The following is a 20542-nucleotide window of genomic DNA, read 5'->3' on the forward strand; positions in this document are numbered from 1 at the left end:
ACGCCACCGCGTCAGCGGCTCTTCTTGGCCTTCTTCGCCTTCTTGGCCGCGGCGCGACGCTCGGAACGCGAGCCATTGCTCGAGGAGCCCCCGTCGTCCCGCTCCTCGACACCGCCGTCCTCCGACGGGGCCGAGTAGTGCAGCTTGCGCTGCCGCGAGCCGTCCTCGAGCCCCTTGGCCGTGACGCGGGGTCGAGCACTGCTCGCATCCTCGCCTCCGCCTCCGAGAAGCGCATCGACGCTCTTGGGTTCGGTGGTCGACTCCGGCAGGGTCGGGACCTGGACCTCGGAGTTGAAGAGGTAGCCGACCGACTCCTCCTTGATCGCCTCGTTCATCGCCTCGAAGAGCTGGAAGCCCTCACGCTGGTACTCGACGAGCGGGTCACGCTGGGCCATCGCCCGCAGGCCGATGCCCTCCTTGAGGTAGTCCATCTCGTAGAGGTGCTCACGCCACTTGCGGTCCAGGACCGACAAGACGACGCGACGCTCGAGCTCGCGGGCGACCGGCTCGGTGAGCTCCTCCTCGCGGCGGTCGTAGGCCTCGTGGATGTCGGTGACGATCTCCTCACGCAGACCGGCAGCCGACAGGCTGGCGAGGCCTCCGGCCCCGTCGACCAGCTCCTGCGGGGTGAACGACGCCGGATAGATCGCCTTCAGCGCGGTGAAGAGACGCTCCAGATCCCAGTCCTCGGAGAAGCCGTTGGCCGTCTCGCTGTCGACGTAGCCGCCCACGACGTCGGTCATGAAGTGCCGGACCTGCTCCTCGAGGTCCTCGCCCTTGAGCACCCGACGACGCTCGTCATAGACGACCGTGCGCTGGCGGTTGAGGACGTCGTCGTACTTGAGGACGTTCTTGCGCGTCTCGTAGTTCTGGCCCTCGAGCTGGCTCTGCGCGTTTTCGATGGAGCGGGTGAGCATCTTGCCCGCGATCGGCGTCTCGTCGTCGATCTTGGCGGTCGTCATCACGCGGTCGACGAAGCCTGCGTTGAACAACCGCATGAGGCTGTCCTCGAGGGAGAGGTAGAAGCGGGACTCCCCCGGGTCACCCTGACGGCCGGAACGACCGCGCAGCTGGTTGTCGATACGTCGCGACTCGTGACGCTCCGTGCCCAACACGTAGAGACCACCGAGCTCGGTGACCTCCTCGTGCTCGGTCTCGACGGCCTTCTCCGCCTCGGCGAGCGCCTCGTCCCAGGCTGCCTCGTACTCCTCGGGAGTCTCCTCGGGGTCGAGACCCCGAGCACGCAGCTCTGCAACGGCACGGAACTCGGGGTTGCCACCGAGCATGATGTCGGTCCCTCGCCCAGCCATGTTGGTCGCCACGGTGACGGCGCCCTTGCGGCCTGCCTCGGCGACGATGCTCGCCTCACGCTCGTGGTGCTTGGCGTTGAGGACCGCGTGCTTGACCTTGCGCTTGGCGAGCTCCTGGGAGAGGTGCTCGCTCTTCTCGACACTCGTCGTGCCGACGAGGACCGGCTGGCCCTTGTCATGACGCTCGACGATGTCGTCCACCACCGCGTTGAACTTCGCCACCTCGGTCCGGTAGACGAGGTCAGCCTGGTCGATGCGGACCATTGGCCGGTTGGTGCGGATCGGGACGACGCCCAGGTTGTAGATGGAGTTCAGCTCGCCGGCCTCGGTCTGGGCGGTACCCGTCATGCCGGAGAGGACGTCGTACATGCGGAAGTAGTTCTGCAGGGTGATCGTCGCCAGGGTCTGGTTCTCGTTCTTGATGTCCACGCCCTCCTTGGCCTCGATCGCCTGGTGCATGCCCTCGTTGTACCGACGACCGGCCAGCATGCGACCGGTGTGCTCGTCGACGATGAGGACCTCGCCGTCCATGACGACGTAGTCCTTGTCGCGGGTGAACAGCTCCTTGGCCTTGATCGCGTTGTTGAGGTAGCCGATCAGGGGCGTGTTGACGCTCTCGTAGAGGTTGTCGATACCGAGGAGGTCCTCGATCTTTTCGATCCCCGGCTCGAGGATGCCGACGGTGCGCTTCTTTTCGTCGACCTCGTAGTCGCCCTCGGCCTCGATGCCACGCATCAGGTCGGCGCCGTGGCCCCTCTCCAGTTTGCGGACCATCTTGGCGAACTCGGAGTACCACTTGGTCGGCTGGTCTGCCGGGCCAGAGATGATCAGTGGCGTGCGGGCCTCGTCGATGAGGATCGAGTCGACCTCGTCGACGATGGCGAAGTTGTGGCCACGCTGGACGAGCTCGTCGGTGTTCCACGCCATGTTGTCGCGCAGGTAGTCGAAGCCGAACTCGTTGTTGGTGCCGTAGGTGATGTCCTTGAGGTACTCGGCCCGCCGCTGCTCAGGGTTCATCGACGACAGGATGACGCCGGTCTCGAGACCGAGAGCGCGGTGGACACGACCCATGAGCTCAGCCTGGTACTCGGCCAGGTAGTCGTTGACCGTGACGACGTGCACGCCCTTGCCCTCGATGGCATTGAGGTACGAAGGGAGGGTCGCGACGAGGGTCTTGCCCTCACCGGTCTTCATCTCGGCGACATTGCCCTGGTGCAGGGCTGCACCACCCATGATCTGCACATCGAAGTGGCGCTTGCCGATCGTGCGACGACTCGCTTCGCGCACGGCCGCGAAGGCCTCGGGAAGGAGATCATCGAGCGTCTCGCCATCCTTGAGGCGCTTGCGGAAGACATCGGTCTCAGCGCGCAGCTCGGCGTCAGTGAGCTTCTCGAAGTCCTCCTCGATGGCGTTGACCTGGGCAGCGATGCCTTCGAGCCGCTTGACAATGCGGCCCTCTCCGGCGCGGAGGATGCGCTCGACGATCTTCACGAAACTGAACTCCTGACGTGGTCTATCCGGGCACGGCAGAGCACCGCTGCCCGAAACAGTCTGCTCACAGGCTAATCGTTTGCACGGTCCTCGACGGACGGGGCACCCTGACCCCCATGAACGAGCGGGTCGTACGAGCGGTTCCCTCCGGCATCTTTCCGCAGGTCGTCCCCGTCCTCGGGGACGACCGGATCCGGCTGCGGGCCATGTCAGAGGTGGACCTGCCCCTCGTCGTCGAGCAGAGCCATGACCCCGACAGCGTCCGGTGGACCACCGTCCCCCGGCCCTACGACCTGGACACCGCCCGTGCCTTCCTCTCGCTCCACACCGAGGGCTGGGCCGACGCCGCAGGGACCAAGCACTGGGCGATCGAGGTGCTGCCCCACGATACGGCCGGCGGACTTCCCTTCGCCGGGATCATCGATCTGAGGCCGGATGCGAAGGGAGGGGCCTGGGAGACCGGCTTCGTCCTGCACCCGGGTGCGCGCGGGCGAGGTGTCATGTCGACTGCGCTCCGGCTGGCCGCCACGTGGGCCTTCGACCACGGGGCGCCGAGCCTTTACTGGTTCGCCGAACGCGGCAATTTCGCGTCCTGGCGAGTGGCGCACGCCTGCGGGTTCACTCTCCACTCGACCCTGCCCCACCGCCTCGCCGCTCGCGATGGGTCCGGCACCGACGCTTGGGTCGCCTCGCTGCTGCCGGACCAGCCGATGCTGCCCGCGACCGCGTGGATCGAGTCGCCGCTCATCCAGGACGACGGCCTGCGGTTGCGTGCGATCCGCGACGACGACACGGCGATCGCGGAGCCGCACGACCACCCGCCACACTTCCTGCCGGCACGTGCGGTGCCGACACCGCAGACCTTCGACGACTGGCTGCTGCGTCGGCGTGAGGGCATGTCCTTGGGGAGGAGCATCAACTGGTGCATCGCTGACACGACGACGGATGAGGCGCTCGGCGAGGTCTTGATCTTCGTCCATGACGGCACGCTCGCCGCGGGTGGGACGGCGGAGCTCGGCTACGCGATCCGGCCCAGCGCCCGGGGTCGTGGTCTTGCTCGGCAGGCGGCGCGACTGGCAGCCGACCACGCTCTGCGGCCGGTGGCCGAAGGCGGTCGAGGACTACGGCGACTCGTGGCCCGGACTGCTGCGGACAACGAGGCGAGCAACCGGGTCCTGCGCGGCGCGGGCTTTTCAGTATGGGGACGCGAAGAGGCTGCTGACGCACCCGGCGGAGGCGTCGGGCCGGCGACCCATTGGGAGCGGCTCTCCTGATCAGGGCCCGACGACGTCGGTGAGACCCAACCAGGTCGCCATCTGCCGGAGCTCCTCGCCCAGCTCCCGCGCATCGTCGACTCCCCCTCGGCCCGGCTCCCACGTGACCTGCCGAGCCAGCAGCACACCCGCAGACCGGTCCGCCTTGAGATCCACCCGACCGATGAGGTCGTCGCCGAGCAGGAAGGGCAGCACGTAGTAGCCGTGCACACGCTTGGCTGCCGGTGTGTAGATCTCGATGCGGTAGTGGAAGTCGAAGAGACGCTCCACCCGCGGCCGACACCACACCATGCTGTCGAAGGGAGACAACAGCGCCCTGGCCTGCACCGCCCTGGGCCGCCGGGCGTCGACGTGCAGCCACGCGGGCCGGGACCAGCCCTGCACCGCCACCGGCTCCAGCGCCCCGGTCTGCTCGAGAGTGTCGATCGCCGGTCGGACGTGCCGGCGCTCCAGCCTGAAGTAGTCGGCGAGGTCGGACTCCGTCGCCACGCCCATGGCCAGACCGGAGATGCGGACCAGCTCGACATAGGCGTCCGGCTCCGAGGGTCGGGCAGCCGGATCGAGCCAGACGTGCGCATCCGCCGGCGGCACGACCCGCTCCAGCGCGGCGTACCGGCGCTCGAACTGGGGGGTGCGTCCCGCGGAGGAGATCTCGCCGGCCCAGAAGAGGTACTCGAGTGCGTGCTTGGCCACCGACCAGTTCCAGCCCCAGTGCTCTCGCTCCCCCTCCCGCGTGTGGCCGAGAGCAGCCTCCAGCTCACGCGTGGTCCGAGGTCGCCCTCCTCGGACCTCTGCACGGACGGCAGCAACCACCTCGGGATGCTCTCCGGCCACCTGCTGCATGCCGCCCCAGGAGCCGTCGAGAGCCCGCCTCATCCGCGGGTGCTCCATGAGCGGCCAGGTGCTCGGCGGCATCAGACTCGCCTCGTGCGCCCAGTACTCCACGAGCCGCCGTGGTGCCCGGTCGCGCATCCGGTCCAACAGCCCGGTGTCGTAGGGCCCAAGTCGAGAGAAGAACGGGAGGTACTGGCTGCGGGCCAGCACGTTGACGCTGTCGATCTGCACCAGCCCTACCGTGTCGACCACGCGCTGCAGATCTCGTGTCGTCGGCCCGTGCTGCGGCCTCGGCCGCGCCAGCCCCTGCGCAGCGATCGCGATCCTGCGGGCGGCTCCCGGTGTCAGTGTGCGAGTCACACTCCCAGACTGCCGCACCCCACCGACAACCTGTCCCGACTCATGGGCGAAGCCCGGCCGAAGGACCGCCCGCGAGGGGTGGTCGTCCGAGCCGGGCTTCGTCCTGTGGGGGCGTTCGGCCTTCATCCGCGCCCCAGCCACAGGTGTGTGGTCGGGGCATGGATCACTCACCCCACCGGCACGGTCTCCTCGACCTCGGTGCCGTTGACGTGCTCCTGGACATCGAGGTGGATGACGCCGTAGGACCAGCCGCGTCGGCGGTAGACGACGCTCGGGCGGCCGTTGTCGGAGTCGTGGAAGAGGAAGAAGTCGTGTCCGACGAGCTCCATGCGGCGCACGGCCTCGGCCAGCTGCATCGGCGCCGACTCGTGCACCTTTTCGCGGACCTCGATCGGGCTGTCGCCGATCGTTCCGAACGGATCGGGCTCCTCCGCGGAGTCCTCTGCGGGCAGGTCGGTCGCGAGCGGCTCGGTCAGCTCCGCGGTCGCCTCAGCGACCGACGTGCGACGCCGGCCACGGAGGACATTGCGCTTGTCGTGTGCTCGGCGCAGTCGCTCCAGGAGCTTCTCGACGGCGAGGTCGACGGCGGCTTGGCGGTCGTCGTGACAGGCCTCTGCACGGATCACGGGGCCCTTGGAGCGGCAGGTGATCTCGACACGCTCGCTGGCCTTGGAGCGGCGTGGATTGGGCTCGTGACTCACCATGACCTCGATCCGCTGGACGCGGGGATCGAGTTGCGGGACCTTCGACAACTTCGTGTCGAGGTACTCGCGCAGTCGATCGGAGACGTTGACATTGCGTCCGGTGATGGCAATTTCCACGGAGTCCTCCTGGGGACGTCGGTGATGCGAGTTGTCACGCCTGGCGAGGGCGTCGTGACCGGAGCATCACCTCCCGAGGGGGACGTGCGATCGTCGCGGGCTGCCGCCCGAGGACGTGGAGGGCCCCTGCTCCGCACCGGCTCTTCCGGTCGAGTGAGGGGCCCATGACGACACGTTAGTCCGAGGACGGACATAAAGGTAGGGCGAGCGTGGCCGACCTTCGCTGCGTGACCATGCAGACGGCCATCCCCACGCGCCGCGCCCCCGCGGCCTGCAGTGCACGCTGGCCTTCACTGAGCGTTGCCCCTGAGGTGAGGACGTCGTCGACGAGCACGCAGTCCCGTCCCTGCACCCTCTCCACCTGCCGCACCTGCATGGCCGACCTCAGGTTGGCCTGGCGCCCGGACCGGTCCAGACCTGCTTGGTCGGCTGTGCCGTGGGCCATCGTCAGAGCGGGGGCCACGGCGACTGCCGGGCCCAGGATCCTGGCGACCCGCCTGGTCAGCACCAGCATCGGACGATCGCCGCGTTGACGTACCGCTGCCGGTGACGACGGGATCGGGACGAGCAGGATGGGTTGTTGGCGACCCGCGTCGGGATCGGCCGCGACCGCACGTCCCACCGAGTCCGCGAGCAGACGCGCGAGAGGACCCGTCAGGTCGCGTCGTCCGCCGTCCTTGAAGGACTTCATGAGCCGGGCAGACACCCCTGCATAACGAAGCGTCCCCGAGCACCCCGGCCAGCCCGGCGGAACCGGGCTGGGCGCCACTGCCCCGAGCTGGGACAGCGCCAGCCCTGCCAGCTCTTCACGACAGGTCGGGCAGATCGAGGGCCCCGGCCGGCTGCAGCCTGCACAACTGAGCGGCAGGACGAGGTCCAATGCTGAGCTGAGCACCCGACCGATCTGTGCAGCGTCCACGAGATCAGTCTCGCCGGCCCACGGCGCTGAGCACCCTCGTGGTCACGTCCGGTGGACGACCTCGACCGGTCAGTACCGGCTGTGGATCAGACGCCCGCTGTGACCACGCCGGTGAGCGCCTTGAGCTCCTGCCACCGCCCGCCGGAGCGCTGGAAGACCCGTCCGCCGGCGCTCGTCAGGACGACATCCTTGTCGTCACCGGTCGTCGTGATGCTGACCGCGCCCGGACGCTCAGTCATCGGCTCGACCTGGCCGCCAACGTGCACCAGGTAGGGCTGCAGCACCGCCTGCTTGTCCTGCCGCCCGATGACCGCCAAGGTCGTCGGCCCCACCCAGACCGCCTCGATCATCTCGACGAGCGATGCGCCGACCCGAAAGGTCTGTGGCGAGGTCTTGGTCGGCAGGCCGTTGGCCTGCCGAGCCACCCCCGCGATCTCGAGCCGACTGCCGGCGCCCGGGATCAACTCCGAGATGACGGCGATACGGCTGCCCTCGGGCGAGACGACGGCAGCCTGGACGAGGCGGCTTCCGAGCCACGGCGTCGGGATGTGCTTCGGCGCCGCGGCGTCCTCATCGGTGACGTCGACCGTCGCGTTGATGGCCCACAGTCGATGCCCGCTCTCTCGGCCCAGCCCGGAGCCGCCCACCCACAGGACGCCGCCGTAGTCGTAGCAGGGGTAGGCCATGTCTGCCGCGAAGGAGGCGACCTCCGTGTGGGTGCCGTCCTCGCGGTATCTGACGAGCTCGCTGCCCTTGCCCGAGACGGCGGCGATCTCCTTGCCGTCGAGGCGCAGAGCAAGTCGTGTGGAGCTGGTGGGGATGGGCTCGAACTTCGAGGCTGCGGACTTCATGTGCTGACGAGAGACCGATCCGAGCCGGTCCCCGACGCGTATCAGCTTGGTGCCATGTCGCGCCATGACCACCGGGCTGTTGGTCTGGGTGCGGTCGACGAACCCCAGTTGCTCCGGTGTCGTGAGCGCCTCGGTGATCCCCAGCTTGAGCTCGTTGCCCGACAAGGTGATCACGACCTCGGTGACGGCCGGCAAGGACATCAGGGTCGCGACGAGCTGAGCGGCCAGTGCCTTGCGCGTCGTCGCATCGTCGGCGACCGACTCACTGTCGAGGTCGACCCGTGCCACGCCATCTCTCACCGGCACCGCGTCGACCACCAGTCGGGCGCCGGTGTCCGTGGAGACGGCGTCCTCGAGGTAGTCGGGCACACGTCCCAGCTGCGCCCGCACGAGTCGCGTAGCCAACTGGTCCTGTGGGAACCACCGCTGGTCGACGACGAGGGTGTTCCACCCGATGGCCGGGTAGTGGACGGGGTAGTCGCGGAAGATGAAGCCGACCTCTTGGATCTGCAGGACCCGACCGAAGCCGTCCTCGAGCTGGTCGATCCGCCACTCGCCGTCGATCGCGGTCACGGCGAATTCGAAGATCTGCCACAGATTGGGTGGCGCCACCGAGTAACGACCCTCGGTGTCGATCGTGGCCCTGACGTGGACCTTGGTCCGGTAGGTGTCCGGTTGGCCCTTGACGGCTCGGACCTCCAGCTCCCCACCGTCGTAGATGACCGTCTGGCTGTCGGGGATCCAGGCGCGAGCAAGAGTTTCGGTGAGGTAGGAGCGCGTGATGTCGAGCCGTTGACCGCTCGTGGCCCCGGCATGCAGGAAGCCCAGGATGATCTGCTCGGGCGATGCACCCTCATCCGGCTTGTTGGGGATGCGGTTGAGCGGCACGGGTGCCGCGCCATCGACCTTGAGCCCCGGTCGTACGGTCGAGTCGGAGTCCAGCCCGCACCCGGCGAGCGCCCCGAGGGTGGCCAGGCCCAGCACGGTCCGCCGTGTCGCCTCCCACTCGCTGCTCATCCTGACCTCCCGGGGAGGTCTCCCTCGCGAGGAGTGAGCGGGAGCGGGGAACGCGTGAGTGGCCCACCCGCTGCACAGGGGACGGTGAGACGGAAGCGAGAGCCGGCGCCCGGCTCACCCCACGCCTGCAGCCAACCGTGATGCAGGCGCGCATCCTCGAGCGCGATGGCCAGGCCGAGGCCCGAGCCGCCGGTCGTGCGGGTCCGGGCCGGGTCGGCCCGCCAGAAGCGGTTGAAGACCAGAGATGCCTCACCCGCCTTGAGTCCCACGCCGTGGTCCTGCACGAGGACGGCGGCGGCCTCGTCGTCAGCTGCGACCCACACATCGACGGGACGACCCTCGCCGTGCTCGATGGCGTTGACCACGAGGTTGCGCAGGACTCGCTCGATGCGACGGGCGTCCACCTCGGCCACAGCCGTCTGGCCCGGCCCGCGGTGCACGGTGACATCGCTGCCCCGCGCATCAGCGATGGACGCAGTGGAGTTGACCACCCGGTCGATGATCGCGAAGAGGTCGACGGGGTCCTGCTCCAGGACTGCGGCCCCCGCGTCATAGCGGCTGAGCTCCAGCAGGTCCGCCAGCAGCTCCTCGAAGCGGTCGAGCTCGTCGTGCAGGAGCTCGGTGGACCGACCGGCGACAGCGTCCATCTCGTCCCGGGAAGCGTGCAGCAGGTCGGCCGCCATGCGGATCGTCGTCAGGGGGGTACGCAGCTCGTGGGAGACGTCCGAGACAAACCGCTGCTGCACCCGCGACAGGCCCTCGAGCTGGCGGATCTGGGTCTGCAGGTTGTCAGCCATCTCGTTGAAGGACTGACCGAGCAACGCCAGGTCGTCGTGCCCTCGCGCCGACATCCGCTCGTTGAGGTGGCCCGAGGACAGTCGCTCGGCGGCAGCGGCGGCTCGACGGACCGGGGTGACGATCATGCTCGTCACGATGTAGGCGATGGCGGAGACCAGCGCGATGAGGAAGAGTGCCCCGAGGATGAAGGACCGGGAGATCGTCCCGAGCGTGGCTTCTTCCTGGTCCATCGGGTAGATGAAGTAGATGTCGTACTTGTCCGCGCTCGGCACCTCGACCTGGGACCCGACGACGACGGCCGGGACGGTCTCCGAGTCCGTCGAGCGGCTGGGGAATGAGGTGCCGACGACGTCCGTCGTCGGCCGATCGAGCTCGATGACCATCGTCTGCTGACGGGTCGGGTCGGCCGACACCGCCTGCCGCAGCGCGGTGGGGACCGACTCGAGACTGACGTGATCGGACTCCTCTGACGGGATCCTCAGGTCGGACGAGTTGTCGACGCTCCGGGTGAAGATCACGTACCGGCTCTCGTCCCCTGCTGGAGCCTTCAGGGTGCGGTTGACGAGGTTGCTCGCGAAGACCGGCAGATCTGGGGTGCCCGTGTAGCCGTTGAACCCAGCCTGCGCGTCGTCGGTGAGCTTGCGGGACTCGGCCTGGGCGAGGCTGATCCGGTTGTCGACCAGTCCGTCCGCGATCGACCGGTACATCGTCAGGCTGATGATCGAGACGACGACGAGGCCGAGGAGCAATGTGCTCGTGACCACGCGGAACCGCAGCGACCGACGCCACAGGCCGACCAGTGCCTTGACCTGACGGACGATGAAGCCGTCACCGGACGACACGGGCCCATCCGCAGCGTCCGGGCCTGACGTGTCCGAGGTCTCGGTCTCCTCCGTGACGGGGGCCGAGGACATCGTCAGGACGGTCCTGCCTTGTACCCGACACCCCGAACGGTGACGACGATCTGGGGGTTCTCCGGGTCGTGCTCGATCTTGCTGCGCAGTCGTTGCACGTGCACATTGACCAGGCGGGTGTCGCCGGCGTGCCGGTAGCCCCACACCTGCTCGAGGAGCACCTCACGACTGAAGACCTGCCACGGCTTGCGCGCCAGGGCCACGAGCAGGTCGAACTCCAAAGGGGTCAACCCCAGGGACTGCTCGCCCCGCTTGACGGAGTGTCCGGCGACATCGATCACCAGGTCGCCGATGGTCAGCCGCTCGGGCTCCGGCTCATCTCCGCGACGCAGTCGGGCACGCAGTCGAGCGATGAGCTCCTGCGGCTTGAAGGGCTTGACGATGTAGTCGTCCGCGCCTGACTCGAGACCCACGACGACGTCGACGGTGTCGGTGCGCGCGGTCAGCATCACGATCGGCACCCCGGACTCCTGACGCAGCCGTCGGCAGATCTCGATGCCGTCCATGCCCGGGAGCATGACGTCGAGCAGCACGAGGTCGGGACGAGCCTCATGGAAGGCGTCGATCGCGCGAGCGCCGTCTGCGACGTGCGCGACGTCGAGGCCCTCCTTGCGCAGGACGATCCCGAGCATCTCGGCCAGCGCCTGGTCGTCGTCGACGACGAGGACACGTCCCTTCACGACAGTTCCCTTCCCACGTGTACACCTGTTCGCCAATCATCACACAGGGCAGCTGCCCCGCCCTGCAGCCGTGGCCGATAGTGTGTGGCGCGAGGCCCGCGACCGGGTCTGCGGACGAGGGAGCCGTACCCGCACCACGACAAGACGGACTCACTGAGGAGTCCCATGTCCTGGATCGTGCTGGTCGTCTCGGGGATGCTCGAGGCCGTCTGGGCCAGCGCCCTGGCCGCCTCCCGGGGGTTCACCCGGCCCGTCGCCTCGGCCGTCTTCGTCATCTCACTGACCGCCAGCATGCTCGGCTTGGCCCGGGCGATGACGGGCATCCCCACCGGGACCGCGTATGCGGTCTGGGTCGGGATCGGCGCCACCCTTACCGTCGCGTGGTCCATGGCGAAGGGGGATGAGCTCGCCTCCTTCGCCCGGCTGGCACTCCTCGCCCTGCTCGTCGGGTGCGTCGTCGGCCTGAAGGTGGTGGCCTGACATGCCGTGGGCGATCCTGCTGCTCAGCGCCATCCTCGAGGCCGTGTGGGCCACGGCGCTCGGCCACTCCGACGGCTTCAGCAATCCCGTGGCGACGGCCGTCTTCCTCACCGCGCTGGCGCTCAGCATGAGTGGCTTGGGTTTCGCCGTGCGCACCATCCCGATCGGCACGGGCTACGCCGTCTGGACCGGGGTCGGCGCCGCCCTCACCGTCACCTGGGCCATGGCGACCGGTGACGAGCCCTTCTCCCCCACCAAGGCCCTCTTGCTCGCCGGCATCATCGCCGCCGTCATCGGCCTCAAGCTGGTCCCCTCCCACCCCAGGGACTGACGCCGTCGTCCTGAGGCGTCGATAGATCGGCCCGAAACACCGAGGGGCGACGGAGCAAGAAGAGGCCCAGGGCCGTTGTGGCGCGACTCAACGGGCCCTGGGCCTCGCAATCCAGTTCGACCACGCGGGCCGTGCTGGACCGAGAGAAGACTCAGTACCGGTAGTGCTCCGGCTTGTACGGGCCGGCGACGTCGACGCCGAGGTACTCGGCCTGGGCCTTGGTCAGCTCGGTCAGCTCGACACCGAGGGCGTCGAGGTGCAGGCGCGCGACCTTCTCGTCGAGGTGCTTGGGCAGCGTGGTGACGGTCGGGTTGCCCTTGTCGTCGACGTACTCCTCGGCCTTGCTGAAGAGCTCGATCTGGGCGATCGTCTGGTCCGCGAAGGAGTTGCTCATGACGAAGCTCGGGTGTCCGGTCGCGTTGCCGAGGTTCATCAGACGCCCCTCGGACAGCACGATGATCGAGGTGCCGTCGGCGAAGGTCCATTCGTGGACCTGTGCCTTGATCTCGGTCTTGGTGATGCCCTCGGTGCGAGCGAGGCCGGCCATGTCGATCTCGTTGTCGAAGTGACCGATGTTGGACACGATCGCCTTGTTCTTCATCGCAGCCATGTGGTCCGCGGTGATGACGTCGTAGCACCCGGTGGTCGTGACGAAGATGTCGCCGTACTCGGCAGCCTTCTCCATGGTCGTGACCTGGAAGCCGTCCATGGCGGCCTGCAGCGCACAGATCGGGTCGACCTCGGTGACGACGACGCGAGCGCCCTGACCGGAGAGCGCGGCCGAGACGCCCTTGCCCACGTCTCCGTAGCCGGCGACGACGGCGACCTTGCCACCGACGAGGACGTCCGTGGCGCGGTTGAGTCCGTCGAGGACCGAGTGGCGGGTCCCGTACTTGTTGTCGAACTTGGACTTGGTGACCGCGTCGTTGACGTTGATCGCCGGGAAGAGCAGCTCCCCGGCCTCGGCCAGCTGGTACAGGCGGTGGACGCCCGTGGTGGTCTCCTCGGTGACGCCCTTGATGTTGGCGGCGACCTTGGTCCACTTCTGCGGGTCGGTCTCCAGGGTGCGGCGCACGAGCGCCTTGACGACGGTGAACTCCTCGGGGTCATCCTCCGTCGTGGGCGGCACCTGGCCGGCCAGCTCCCATGCACGCCCGTTGTGGACGAGCATCGTGGCGTCGCCACCATCGTCGAGGATCATGTTGGGCGCGGCGTCGTCGGGCCAGGTGAGGATCTGCTCGGTGCAGTCCCAGTACTCCTCGAGGCTCTCGCCCTTCCAGGCGAAGACCGGGACGCCCTGGGGGTCCTCGGGGGTGCCGGCGCCGACGACGATGGCCGCAGCGGCCTCGTCCTGCGTCGAGTAGATGTTGCAGCTGGCCCAGCGCACCTCGGCGCCCAGAGCGGTGAGGGTCTCGATGAGGACCGCGGTCTGCACGGTCATGTGCAGCGAGCCGGCGATCTTCGCACCCTTGAGGGGCTGCGACTCCGCAAACTCCTCGCGGATGCTCATCAGGCCGGGCATCTCGTGCTCGGCGAGGCGGATCTGGTGACGGCCGGCCTCGGCGAGGCCCAGGTCGGCGACCTTGTAGTCGAAGGACACGTGAAAACTCCTGTGACAGGTGGGGTGTGGACCCGGCGCGGCCCTTCTGGGCTCTCGCGGGTCATCACCCACGCCGGCACCCAGCAGTCTAGGGGCTCGGCGAGCCCGAGTCCCATCCGCGCGAACCAGGGGCCCCTCGTTGGGAGATGCCCCTCACCATGCGCAGCTCGTCCGCGCCCAGGCGCTCGTCGTGCTTGAGCGCCCCGTCGGGCGCGAAACCCGCCTTGCGATAAAAGGCGATGGCCCGATCGTTGCCCCTCACCACCCACAGGTGCGCGGCAGCGGACGAAGGGAGGACCGCGGCCAGCAGTCGCAGGGCCACCCCGCACCCGTGGTGCTCGGGCGCCACGTATAGGGACCACAGCTCGATGGTCGTCGGCGGGTTCGCGTCCCTCGGTGGCCCCGTCGTAGCCCACGCGATGGCCGTGCCGCGCTCGTCATGCGCCACGAGGGTGCGCGCCCCCTCGGGCGAGACCCCGGCGCTCTCATGGGCAGCCGCCCGGTCACGCCAGACCCCGATGTTGGTCTGGTCATCCCGCGCCGCCAGAACTTCCGGCGGCAGCAGCCCTGCATAGGTCAGTCGCCACAAGCTGTTCTGCAGCACCGCGATCGTCTCCGCGTCCTCGACACGGAGCGCAGCGAGCGGCAGATCCGACGGAGCCATCTCAGTGGGCCGCGGCTTCTTCCCCTTCGTGCTTCTTGCCGAAGGGCAGGACATGCATGACCGCGACGACGACCGCGCCCACGAGCGAGCCGAGGATCGCGGAGGAGACCGTGTTGGTCAGCCAGCCGAGGACTCCCCCGAGTGCCCCGGTCGCGTCGTGGACGGCCACCTCGAGGTGGTGGACGAACTCATAGGGCTGCGGCAGCCAGCCGGTCTCCTCGAGGCCGACGAGGATGATGTGCCCGCCCACCCAGAGCATCGCGGCGACACCGACGACGGACAGCACGGTGAGCAGCTTGGGCATGCCGTTGACGAGACCGCGACCAACGCGCTGCGACAGACCTGACTCGCGCTGGGACAGGGCCAGACCGATGTCGTCCATCTTCACGATGAGGCCCACGGTTCCGTAGACGACGAGCGTGATGACGATCGCCACGACGATCATGACGGCGAGCAGGTACCAGAAGGAGTCGTTGAGCCCCTCGTCGAGGACGGCCTTGAGCGAGATGACCATGATCTCGGCCGAGAGGATGAAGTCGGTCGTCACGGCGCCCTTGACGATCGTGTCCTCGCCGGCGGCCGCTGCGTCCTCCTCGGCCGCGTGCCCGTGGCCCGAGAGCTTCTCCCAGATCTTCTCCGCGCCCTCGAAGCACAGATAGGTGCCACCGAGCATGAGCAGCGGCGACAGCAGCCACGGGATGAAGGCGTTGAGCAGCAGGATCGCCGGGACGATGAAGACGAGCTTGTTGCGCAGCGAACCGATGGTGATCCGCTTGATGATCGGCAACTCACGCTTGGGGTCGATCCCCTCGACGTAGCGCGGCGTCACCGCGGTGTCGTCGACGACGACACCGGCGGCCTTGACGCTGGCCCTGCCCGAGGCAGCAGCCACGTCGTCGATGGACGCCGCCGCAGCTCGCGCCAGGACGGAGATGTCGTCCAGCAGGGCGAAAAGGCCGCCGCTCATCGGATGGGGCCTGCGGTCGCGTAGGTCGTCAGCACGGGCACAGCGTAGTAGCGGCAATGACGCCGAGGCGCCATCACGCCGCGGGCGGCGACTCGAGGACGTCCTCGGCCGGGTTGAGCTCGAGGCCCAGCAGCGCGTTCTCGACCACCTCGGTCAGTGCCGGGTGGATCCAGTACTGACCACGGACCATCTCGGCGACCGGCTGGTCGAAGGCCATCATCTGGATGAGCGGCTGGATGAGCGTGGAGGCCTGGGGTCCGATGAGGTGCCCGCCGACGAGATGTCCCGTGCGCCGGTCGGCGATGACCTTGCACAGGCTCGACGTGTCCTCCATGGCCCAGCCATAGGCGGTGTCGCCGTACGCCTGCACCTTGACGGTCACGTCGATCCCCTGCTCCACGGCCTCGGCCTGTGTGAGGCCCACCGAGGCGATCTGTGGATGGGTGAAGACGGCAGCCGGGACGGCGCCATGGTCGAAGACGTGCAGGTCGTCCGGGTGGGCGAGGTTGTGCGCGACCGCACGGGCCTCCTGGTTGGCGACGTGCTTGAGCTGGAAGGGGGAGCTGGCGTCCCCGAGGGACCACACCCCTGCGGCGGTGGTCCGGCCGTACTCGTCGACGACGACCCTGCCGTCGTCGTGGAGGTCGACCCCTGCGTGCTCCAGCCCGAGGTCGCCGGTGCTCGGCGCGCGACCGGTGGCGACGAGGACCACGTCGGTCTCGACCGTCGACCCGTCGGAGAGGGTGGCGGTGATGCCGCCCTCGTCACGGATGAGGTCCGTGACGGTGGCCCCGGTGCGCACGTCCCACTGCTCCAGGGCGGCGGCGGTGAAGGCACGGGAGATGTCCTCGTCGAGGTGACGCAGCAGGGCGTCACTGCGCACCGCGATGACCACCTCGCTGCCGAAGGCGGAGAAGACGTGCGCCATCTCTGCGGCGATGTACCCACCACCGATGACGAGCATCCGGCGGGGCAGGTCCGGCAGTCGCATGACGGTGTCGGAGGTGTGCAGGGTGATCCCGGCCCGCTCGGCCGACCGGCTCAGCTCGTCCGGGATGACGGCCTGCGCGCCTGTCGCGATGACGACCTGGCCGGCCCGCACCTCCTGCGTGCTGCCGTCGGGCATCTCGACGGACAGGGTCCGCGGCCCGGTGAAGCGGGCGTGGCCCCGCAGCAGCTCGACGCCCTCGCCATCGCGGCGGTAGGTCTCCCCCGCCTCGGCGATGGGGTCGATGCGGCCGAAGACCCGATCGCGCACGTCGGTGAAGCGCACCCCCTGGAGGACGGCGTCGACACCGAGGGGCCCCCCTTCGCGCACGGTCGTGGCGACCTCGGCGACGTGGACGTACATCTTCGTCGGGATGCACCCGACGTTGAGGCACGTCCCGCCGAAGACATCGCCTCCTTCGATCACGGCGAAGGTGCGATCCGCCAGGTCATCGGTGAGCAGGCTGTTGCCCGATCCGCTGCCGATGACGGCGATGTCGACGTCGATCACTCTGTTGCCTTCCGTGGGAGGTGCAGGTCGGAGAGTCCGGGGACCGCTGCCGGGTCGAGCCCGTGGCCGATCGCGAGGTAGGCCGCGGCGAAGTCGGTCAGGACGACCATCTCGGCCAGCCGCTCCAGGTCGTGGCCGGGAGATGACATGTGCTCGAGCACCCGCACGCCGGACGAGGCCGCGTGGTCGGCCACCGACTGGGCGGTGTTGTGACGCTCGTGCTCGGCAGGGTCGCCCTCTGCGGAGGGCACGGGGTCACGCAGCAGCACCAGACCCAAGGTGGGTCCGCTCGGCCCGTCCAGGTAGGGGTCCGCGAAGATGTCGTGGGCTCCGCCGCCAGTGCGCGCAGGGCTGGCGTAGGGACCCGAGAGGCAGGCGACGACCTGGGCTGCGGCATCAGGCAGCCGCCCCCACGTCGCGGGAGTGCGGGCGGTCCGAGCCAGCATGGCGCTCGCCCGCCGGGCCGCCACACCGGTGACTGGGCCGTCCCCGAGGACGACGGGGGTCAGGGCCGACAGGTCCAGCGCGAGCATCTTGGCAGGGTTGACGAAGTACTCCGCGTCCGGCCGGAAGCGCTCCGCCTGCTCGTCGAGCCGGTCCGCGACCGCCGACAGGACCGCGGGACGGATGTCGATGACTCCGCAGGCACTGATGGCCAGGATTGCGCGAGCGACCATGCCCCACAACGCCGTCCGCGAGTGGCTGACCTCCGGGCGGATCGGCAGGTGGACCCCGTGCGCGGCCGCCGACGCCGCCGCCAGTGGGCTGTCCGCGGCCCCGATCGTCAGGACGTGCGCCCCACGGCGGGCTGCCTCACGCGCTTGACGCACGGGATCTTCGGCGCGGCCGGACAGGGAGATCGCGACGACGAGGTCGAGCGGGCCCACCCAGCCCGGCAGCGGACCGGAGCCGTCGCAGGTCAGCAGCACGGGGCCACTGCGCGAGATGAGCAGGTCGAGCACCGTGCTGACGCTGTCGGCCCCGCCGACGGCAGCGACGTGCACGGCGCGGGGTCGCTCGCCCCCGGCCACCCTCGTCAGGTCGCTCTCGCTGGCGAGGGAGAGCGCCTCCCGCACCTGGGCACCCGCGCCCGCGAGGGCGCGCAGCAGGTCGCTCCGGTCGACGGCGTGACGGCGCCCTTCGTCGTCGAGCAGTGTCTCGTCGAAGGGGGCCATGGTCGCCTCAGACCCTCGGCCGGGCCTCGTCGACGAGGAGGACCGGGATCCCGTCCTCCACGCGGTAGGCCAGACCGCAGTCCGGCCCCGTGCACACGAGCTCGGGCCCGCCAGAGCCCGTCTCGTCACGCAGCTCGGCTCGGCAGGCAGGGCAGCGCAGGATCTCGCGCAACCAGGGTTCGATCGTGGACTCGCTCATCTCAGGCCTCTCGGATCATCGTCAGGACATCGTCGCGCACTCGGGCCATCGTCGTCTCGTCGGCGGCCTCGACATTGAGCCGGAGCAAGGGCTCGGTGTTGCTCGGACGCAGGTTGATCCACCACATGGGCTCACCAGCCGCTCCGGAGCGGGTGATCGTCAGACCGTCGAGCTCGTCGACGACCGTCTCGTCCGTGGCCCACCGCTCCCGGACCAGCTGCGTGATCGCCGCGGCATCGGTGACCGTCGAGTTGATCTCCCCGCTGGCGACATACCGCTCGAAGGGGGCCATGACCTCGCTGAGCGGCGCATCGGTCTCCCCGAGCGCGGCCAGCACGTGCATGGCGGCGAGCATGCCGGTGTCGGCGAACCAGAAGTCACGGAAGTAGTAGTGGGCTGAGTGCTCGCCACCGAAGACGGCGTCGTGCTCGCTCATGACCGCCTTGACGTAGGAGTGACCGACCCGGGTGCGCACCGGGCGGGCTCCGTCCTCGCAGATGATCTCCGGCACGGCTGCGGACGTGATGGCGTTGTGCACGATCGCCACGTCGGCGGCCGAACGACCGGCCGCGACCTCGCGGGCGATCTCACGCCGGGCGATCATCGCGGTGATCGCGCTCGGGCTCACCGGGTCGCCCTTTTCGTCGACGACGAAACAGCGATCGGCATCCCCGTCGAAGGCGATGCCGATGTCAGCCCCGTGGGAGCGCACGCGCTCCTGGAGGTCGAGCAGGTTCTTGGGGTCGAGAGGATTGGCCTCGTGGTTGGGGAAGGTGCCGTCCAGCTCGAAGTACATCGGGTCGATCGTCAGTGGTAGCTCGGGCAGCCCCGAGCCCGTGCCCAGGACAGCCGGCACGGTCAAGCCCCCCATGCCGTTGCCGGCATCGACGCTCACGCGCAGCGGGCGACTGCGCGACAGGTCGACCAGCCCACGCAGGAAGCCTGCGTAGTCCGCAAGGACGTCGCGCTGCGTGATCGTGCCGGGTCGCACACCGTCGAAGGCGGACACGCCCGCATCGAGGTGCTGCTGGGCCAGGTCCCGGATCTGGGCCAGTCCTGTCTCCTGCCCCACGGGTCGGGCACCGCTGCGACAGAACTTGATCCCGTTGTACTGCGCAGGGTTGTGGCTCGCCGTGAACATCGCCCCGGGGAGCCCTAGCGCGCCGCTCGCGTAGTAGAGGCCATCCGTGCTCGCCAGACCGATGAGGACGACATCGACGCCACGCGCGCAGATGCCGCGCGCCAGAGCGTCCACCAGCTCGGGAGAGCTGGGCCGCATGTCGTGGCCGATGACGACGGCGGAGGCGCCGTCAGCGAGTGCGACGACCTCGGCGAAGGCCGCACCCAGGGCATGTGCCACATCGATGTTGAGCTGATCGGGCACGACGCCACGGACGTCATAGGCCTTGACGAAGTCAGAGAGCTTGGTGGTCACACCGTCAGCCTAGTTTGCCGCGGGACCGGCTCCGCCCCACCCCGGAGGGCGCCTCAGTCGCGGTCGCGCAGGACACGCAGGTGACCGCGGCGGCCGGTCTCGGTGACGCTCGACGGCTCAGGTCGGGCGCTCGTGGCCACGTGCGCGGTCCGCTGGGAGTCGGTTGCCGGCTCGGGTCGCTTGCGCACCGCTTCGGCGATGGCGACGAGGTCGTCGAAGGTCGCCGGAGCGGGCTGGTCGATGGCCAGCCGGACCACGTCCCACCCGCGCGGAGCGGTGAGCCGCTGCGCGTGGTCCTCGCACAGGTCGTAGGCGTGTGGCTCGGCATAGGTGGCGAGGGGACCGAGGACGACGGTGGAGTCGGAGTACACGTAGGTGAGGGTCCCGGCTGCGGGGCGCGCACACGCGGCGCGGGAGCACTGGCGGGAGAGGGTCACCCGTGCAGGCTAGGCCACGTCGCTCCCGATCGGCGAAGGCACGCCGTGGCAGGGGCTCTACGATCGGACAGGTGAGTCGTCATCGGGATCGTCGTGGCCGGGGCCTGCGCGGGCCACTGGCCGAGCCCTCGGTGCCCGCCATGGTGACCCGCTCCCAGGCATTCGACGATCTGGTGGCCGACACGGCCCAGCGATTTCGGAATGTCCTCGGACGCCGATGGTCTGCGGTGGAGTTCGCCGTGGAGGACGTGCCCCCGTCGGATCCGGCTGGCTGGGAGGAGGCCGTGCCGTTGGCGCGGCTCTGGCCCGCCCAGGGCAACCTCCCCGCTCGGATCGTCATCTACCGACGCCCAGTCGAGACCGCCGCGCGGGGAGGCGAGCACGTCGACCTGGTGCACGAGGTCATGGTCGAGCAAGTGGCTCTCCTGCTCGGCGTGGACCCCGGTGAGGTGGACCCGGACCGCCGATAGACCAATGGCTGCCCGTC

General features: G+C 69.0%; 19 protein-coding genes and 1 riboswitch. Of the genes, 4 read left to right on the forward strand and 15 right to left on the reverse strand.

What is annotated here, in order from left to right:
* Positions 1-11: 11 nt before the first annotated feature.
* The gene (gene secA / locus JLI01S_RS01950; RefSeq protein ID WP_068259060.1) at positions 12-2801 is read right to left on the reverse strand and encodes a preprotein translocase subunit SecA; all 2790 of its coding nucleotides are present in this window, start codon (positions 2799-2801) and stop codon (positions 12-14) included.
* Positions 2802-2917: 116 nt separating this feature from the next.
* Here secA and JLI01S_RS01955 point away from each other — a divergent pair, with 116 nt between their 5' ends.
* Positions 2918-4075: a GNAT family N-acetyltransferase gene (locus tag JLI01S_RS01955; protein ID WP_068259063.1), complete on the forward strand. Its 1158-nt coding sequence runs from the start codon at positions 2918-2920 to the stop codon at positions 4073-4075.
* On the opposite strand, the gene JLI01S_RS01960 is transcribed toward JLI01S_RS01955, so the two are convergent.
* From JLI01S_RS01960 to mtrA, 6 genes are all read right to left on the reverse strand, one after another.
* Positions 4076-5269, reverse strand: a complete 1194-nt coding sequence (locus tag JLI01S_RS01960; protein ID WP_245634491.1) for a winged helix-turn-helix domain-containing protein — start codon at positions 5267-5269, stop codon at positions 4076-4078.
* Between the two features lie 167 nt (positions 5270-5436).
* A complete protein-coding gene (gene hpf, locus JLI01S_RS01965; protein WP_068259069.1) occupies positions 5437-6090 on the reverse strand; it encodes a ribosome hibernation-promoting factor, HPF/YfiA family in 654 nt (217 codons plus the stop codon).
* Positions 6091-6265: 175 nt separating this feature from the next.
* Entirely contained in the window at positions 6266-7009 is a 744-nt protein-coding gene (locus tag JLI01S_RS01970) for a ComF family protein (RefSeq protein WP_157074782.1), read from the reverse strand.
* 86 nt (positions 7010-7095) lie between these two features.
* Entirely contained in the window at positions 7096-8877 is a 1782-nt protein-coding gene (locus JLI01S_RS01975; RefSeq protein ID WP_068259077.1) for an LpqB family beta-propeller domain-containing protein, read from the reverse strand.
* Positions 8874-10589 carry an MtrAB system histidine kinase MtrB gene (gene mtrB / locus JLI01S_RS01980; protein ID WP_084349113.1) on the reverse strand — a complete coding sequence of 572 codons (1716 nt, stop codon included), beginning with the start codon at positions 10587-10589 and terminating at the stop codon, positions 8874-8876. The genes JLI01S_RS01975 and mtrB overlap by 4 nt, the downstream gene beginning before the upstream one ends.
* Positions 10590-10591: 2 nt before the next feature.
* A complete protein-coding gene (mtrA, locus tag JLI01S_RS01985) occupies positions 10592-11269 on the reverse strand; it encodes an MtrAB system response regulator MtrA (protein ID WP_068259080.1) in 678 nt (225 codons plus the stop codon).
* 89 nt (positions 11270-11358) lie between these two features.
* Positions 11359-11424: riboswitch (guanidine-III (ykkC-III) riboswitch) on the forward strand.
* Between the two features lie 10 nt (positions 11425-11434).
* Between mtrA and JLI01S_RS01990 the strand changes: the two genes are divergently transcribed.
* The gene (locus tag JLI01S_RS01990; protein WP_068259083.1) at positions 11435-11749 is read left to right on the forward strand and encodes a DMT family transporter; all 315 of its coding nucleotides are present in this window, start codon (positions 11435-11437) and stop codon (positions 11747-11749) included.
* A gap of 1 nt (position 11750) precedes the next feature.
* Entirely contained in the window at positions 11751-12080 is a 330-nt protein-coding gene (locus JLI01S_RS01995) for a DMT family transporter (protein WP_068259086.1), read from the forward strand.
* Between the two features lie 151 nt (positions 12081-12231).
* Here JLI01S_RS01995 and ahcY read toward each other — a convergent pair whose 3' ends face one another.
* From ahcY to JLI01S_RS02035, 8 genes are all read right to left on the reverse strand, one after another.
* The gene (gene ahcY / locus JLI01S_RS02000; protein ID WP_068259089.1) at positions 12232-13680 is read right to left on the reverse strand and encodes an adenosylhomocysteinase; all 1449 of its coding nucleotides are present in this window, start codon (positions 13678-13680) and stop codon (positions 12232-12234) included.
* A gap of 88 nt (positions 13681-13768) precedes the next feature.
* A complete protein-coding gene (locus JLI01S_RS02005) occupies positions 13769-14344 on the reverse strand; it encodes a GNAT family N-acetyltransferase (protein WP_068259092.1) in 576 nt (191 codons plus the stop codon).
* A 1-nt stretch (position 14345) separates the two neighbouring features.
* Positions 14346-15311 carry a DUF808 domain-containing protein gene (locus JLI01S_RS02010; protein WP_068259095.1) on the reverse strand — a complete coding sequence of 322 codons (966 nt, stop codon included), beginning with the start codon at positions 15309-15311 and terminating at the stop codon, positions 14346-14348.
* A 73-nt stretch (positions 15312-15384) separates the two neighbouring features.
* A complete protein-coding gene (gene mtr, locus JLI01S_RS02015) occupies positions 15385-16809 on the reverse strand; it encodes a mycothione reductase (RefSeq protein ID WP_068259097.1) in 1425 nt (474 codons plus the stop codon).
* On the reverse strand, positions 16806-17984 hold the full coding sequence (locus tag JLI01S_RS02020) for an SIS domain-containing protein (RefSeq protein WP_068259100.1): 1179 nt from the start codon (positions 17982-17984) through the stop codon (positions 16806-16808). The genes mtr and JLI01S_RS02020 overlap by 4 nt, the downstream gene beginning before the upstream one ends.
* A 7-nt stretch (positions 17985-17991) precedes the next feature.
* The gene (locus JLI01S_RS02025; RefSeq protein ID WP_068259102.1) at positions 17992-18183 is read right to left on the reverse strand and encodes a Trm112 family protein; all 192 of its coding nucleotides are present in this window, start codon (positions 18181-18183) and stop codon (positions 17992-17994) included.
* Position 18184: 1 nt separating this feature from the next.
* A complete protein-coding gene (locus tag JLI01S_RS02030; RefSeq protein WP_068259107.1) occupies positions 18185-19618 on the reverse strand; it encodes a phosphomannomutase/phosphoglucomutase in 1434 nt (477 codons plus the stop codon).
* 53 nt (positions 19619-19671) lie between these two features.
* On the reverse strand, positions 19672-20055 hold the full coding sequence (locus JLI01S_RS02035) for a DUF3499 domain-containing protein (protein ID WP_068259111.1): 384 nt from the start codon (positions 20053-20055) through the stop codon (positions 19672-19674).
* Between the two features lie 71 nt (positions 20056-20126).
* Here JLI01S_RS02035 and JLI01S_RS02040 point away from each other — a divergent pair, with 71 nt between their 5' ends.
* Positions 20127-20525 (forward strand): metallopeptidase family protein, encoded by a 399-nt coding sequence (locus JLI01S_RS02040; RefSeq protein WP_245634492.1) that lies wholly within the window; start codon positions 20127-20129, stop codon positions 20523-20525.
* The last annotated feature ends 17 nt before the right edge of the window (positions 20526-20542 follow it).

Origin of the sequence: Janibacter limosus NBRC 16128, from assembly GCF_001570985.1 — a bacterium.
In the GTDB taxonomy this organism is placed as follows: Bacteria; Actinomycetota; Actinomycetes; order Actinomycetales; family Dermatophilaceae; genus Janibacter; species Janibacter limosus.

Excerpts from the sequence above, each read along its gene's own strand:
- JLI01S_RS01995 (WP_068259086.1), top strand. The coding sequence starts at position 11,751 with ATGCCGTGGGCGATCCTGCTGCTCAGCGCCATCCTCGAGGCCGTGTGG.
- JLI01S_RS01990 (WP_068259083.1), top strand. The coding sequence starts at position 11,435 with ATGTCCTGGATCGTGCTGGTCGTCTCGGGGATGCTCGAGGCCGTCTGG.
- mtrB (WP_084349113.1), bottom strand. The coding sequence starts at position 10,589 with ATGTCCTCGGCCCCCGTCACGGAGGAGACCGAGACCTCGGACACGTCA.
- JLI01S_RS01975 (WP_068259077.1), bottom strand. The coding sequence starts at position 8,877 with ATGAGCAGCGAGTGGGAGGCGACACGGCGGACCGTGCTGGGCCTGGCC.
- JLI01S_RS02010 (WP_068259095.1), bottom strand. The coding sequence starts at position 15,311 with ATGAGCGGCGGCCTTTTCGCCCTGCTGGACGACATCTCCGTCCTGGCG.
- JLI01S_RS02020 (WP_068259100.1), bottom strand. The coding sequence starts at position 17,984 with ATGGCCCCCTTCGACGAGACACTGCTCGACGACGAAGGGCGCCGTCAC.
- JLI01S_RS02005 (WP_068259092.1), bottom strand. The coding sequence starts at position 14,344 with ATGGCTCCGTCGGATCTGCCGCTCGCTGCGCTCCGTGTCGAGGACGCG.
- JLI01S_RS01955 (WP_068259063.1), top strand. The coding sequence starts at position 2,918 with ATGAACGAGCGGGTCGTACGAGCGGTTCCCTCCGGCATCTTTCCGCAG.
- JLI01S_RS02025 (WP_068259102.1), bottom strand. The coding sequence starts at position 18,183 with ATGAGCGAGTCCACGATCGAACCCTGGTTGCGCGAGATCCTGCGCTGC.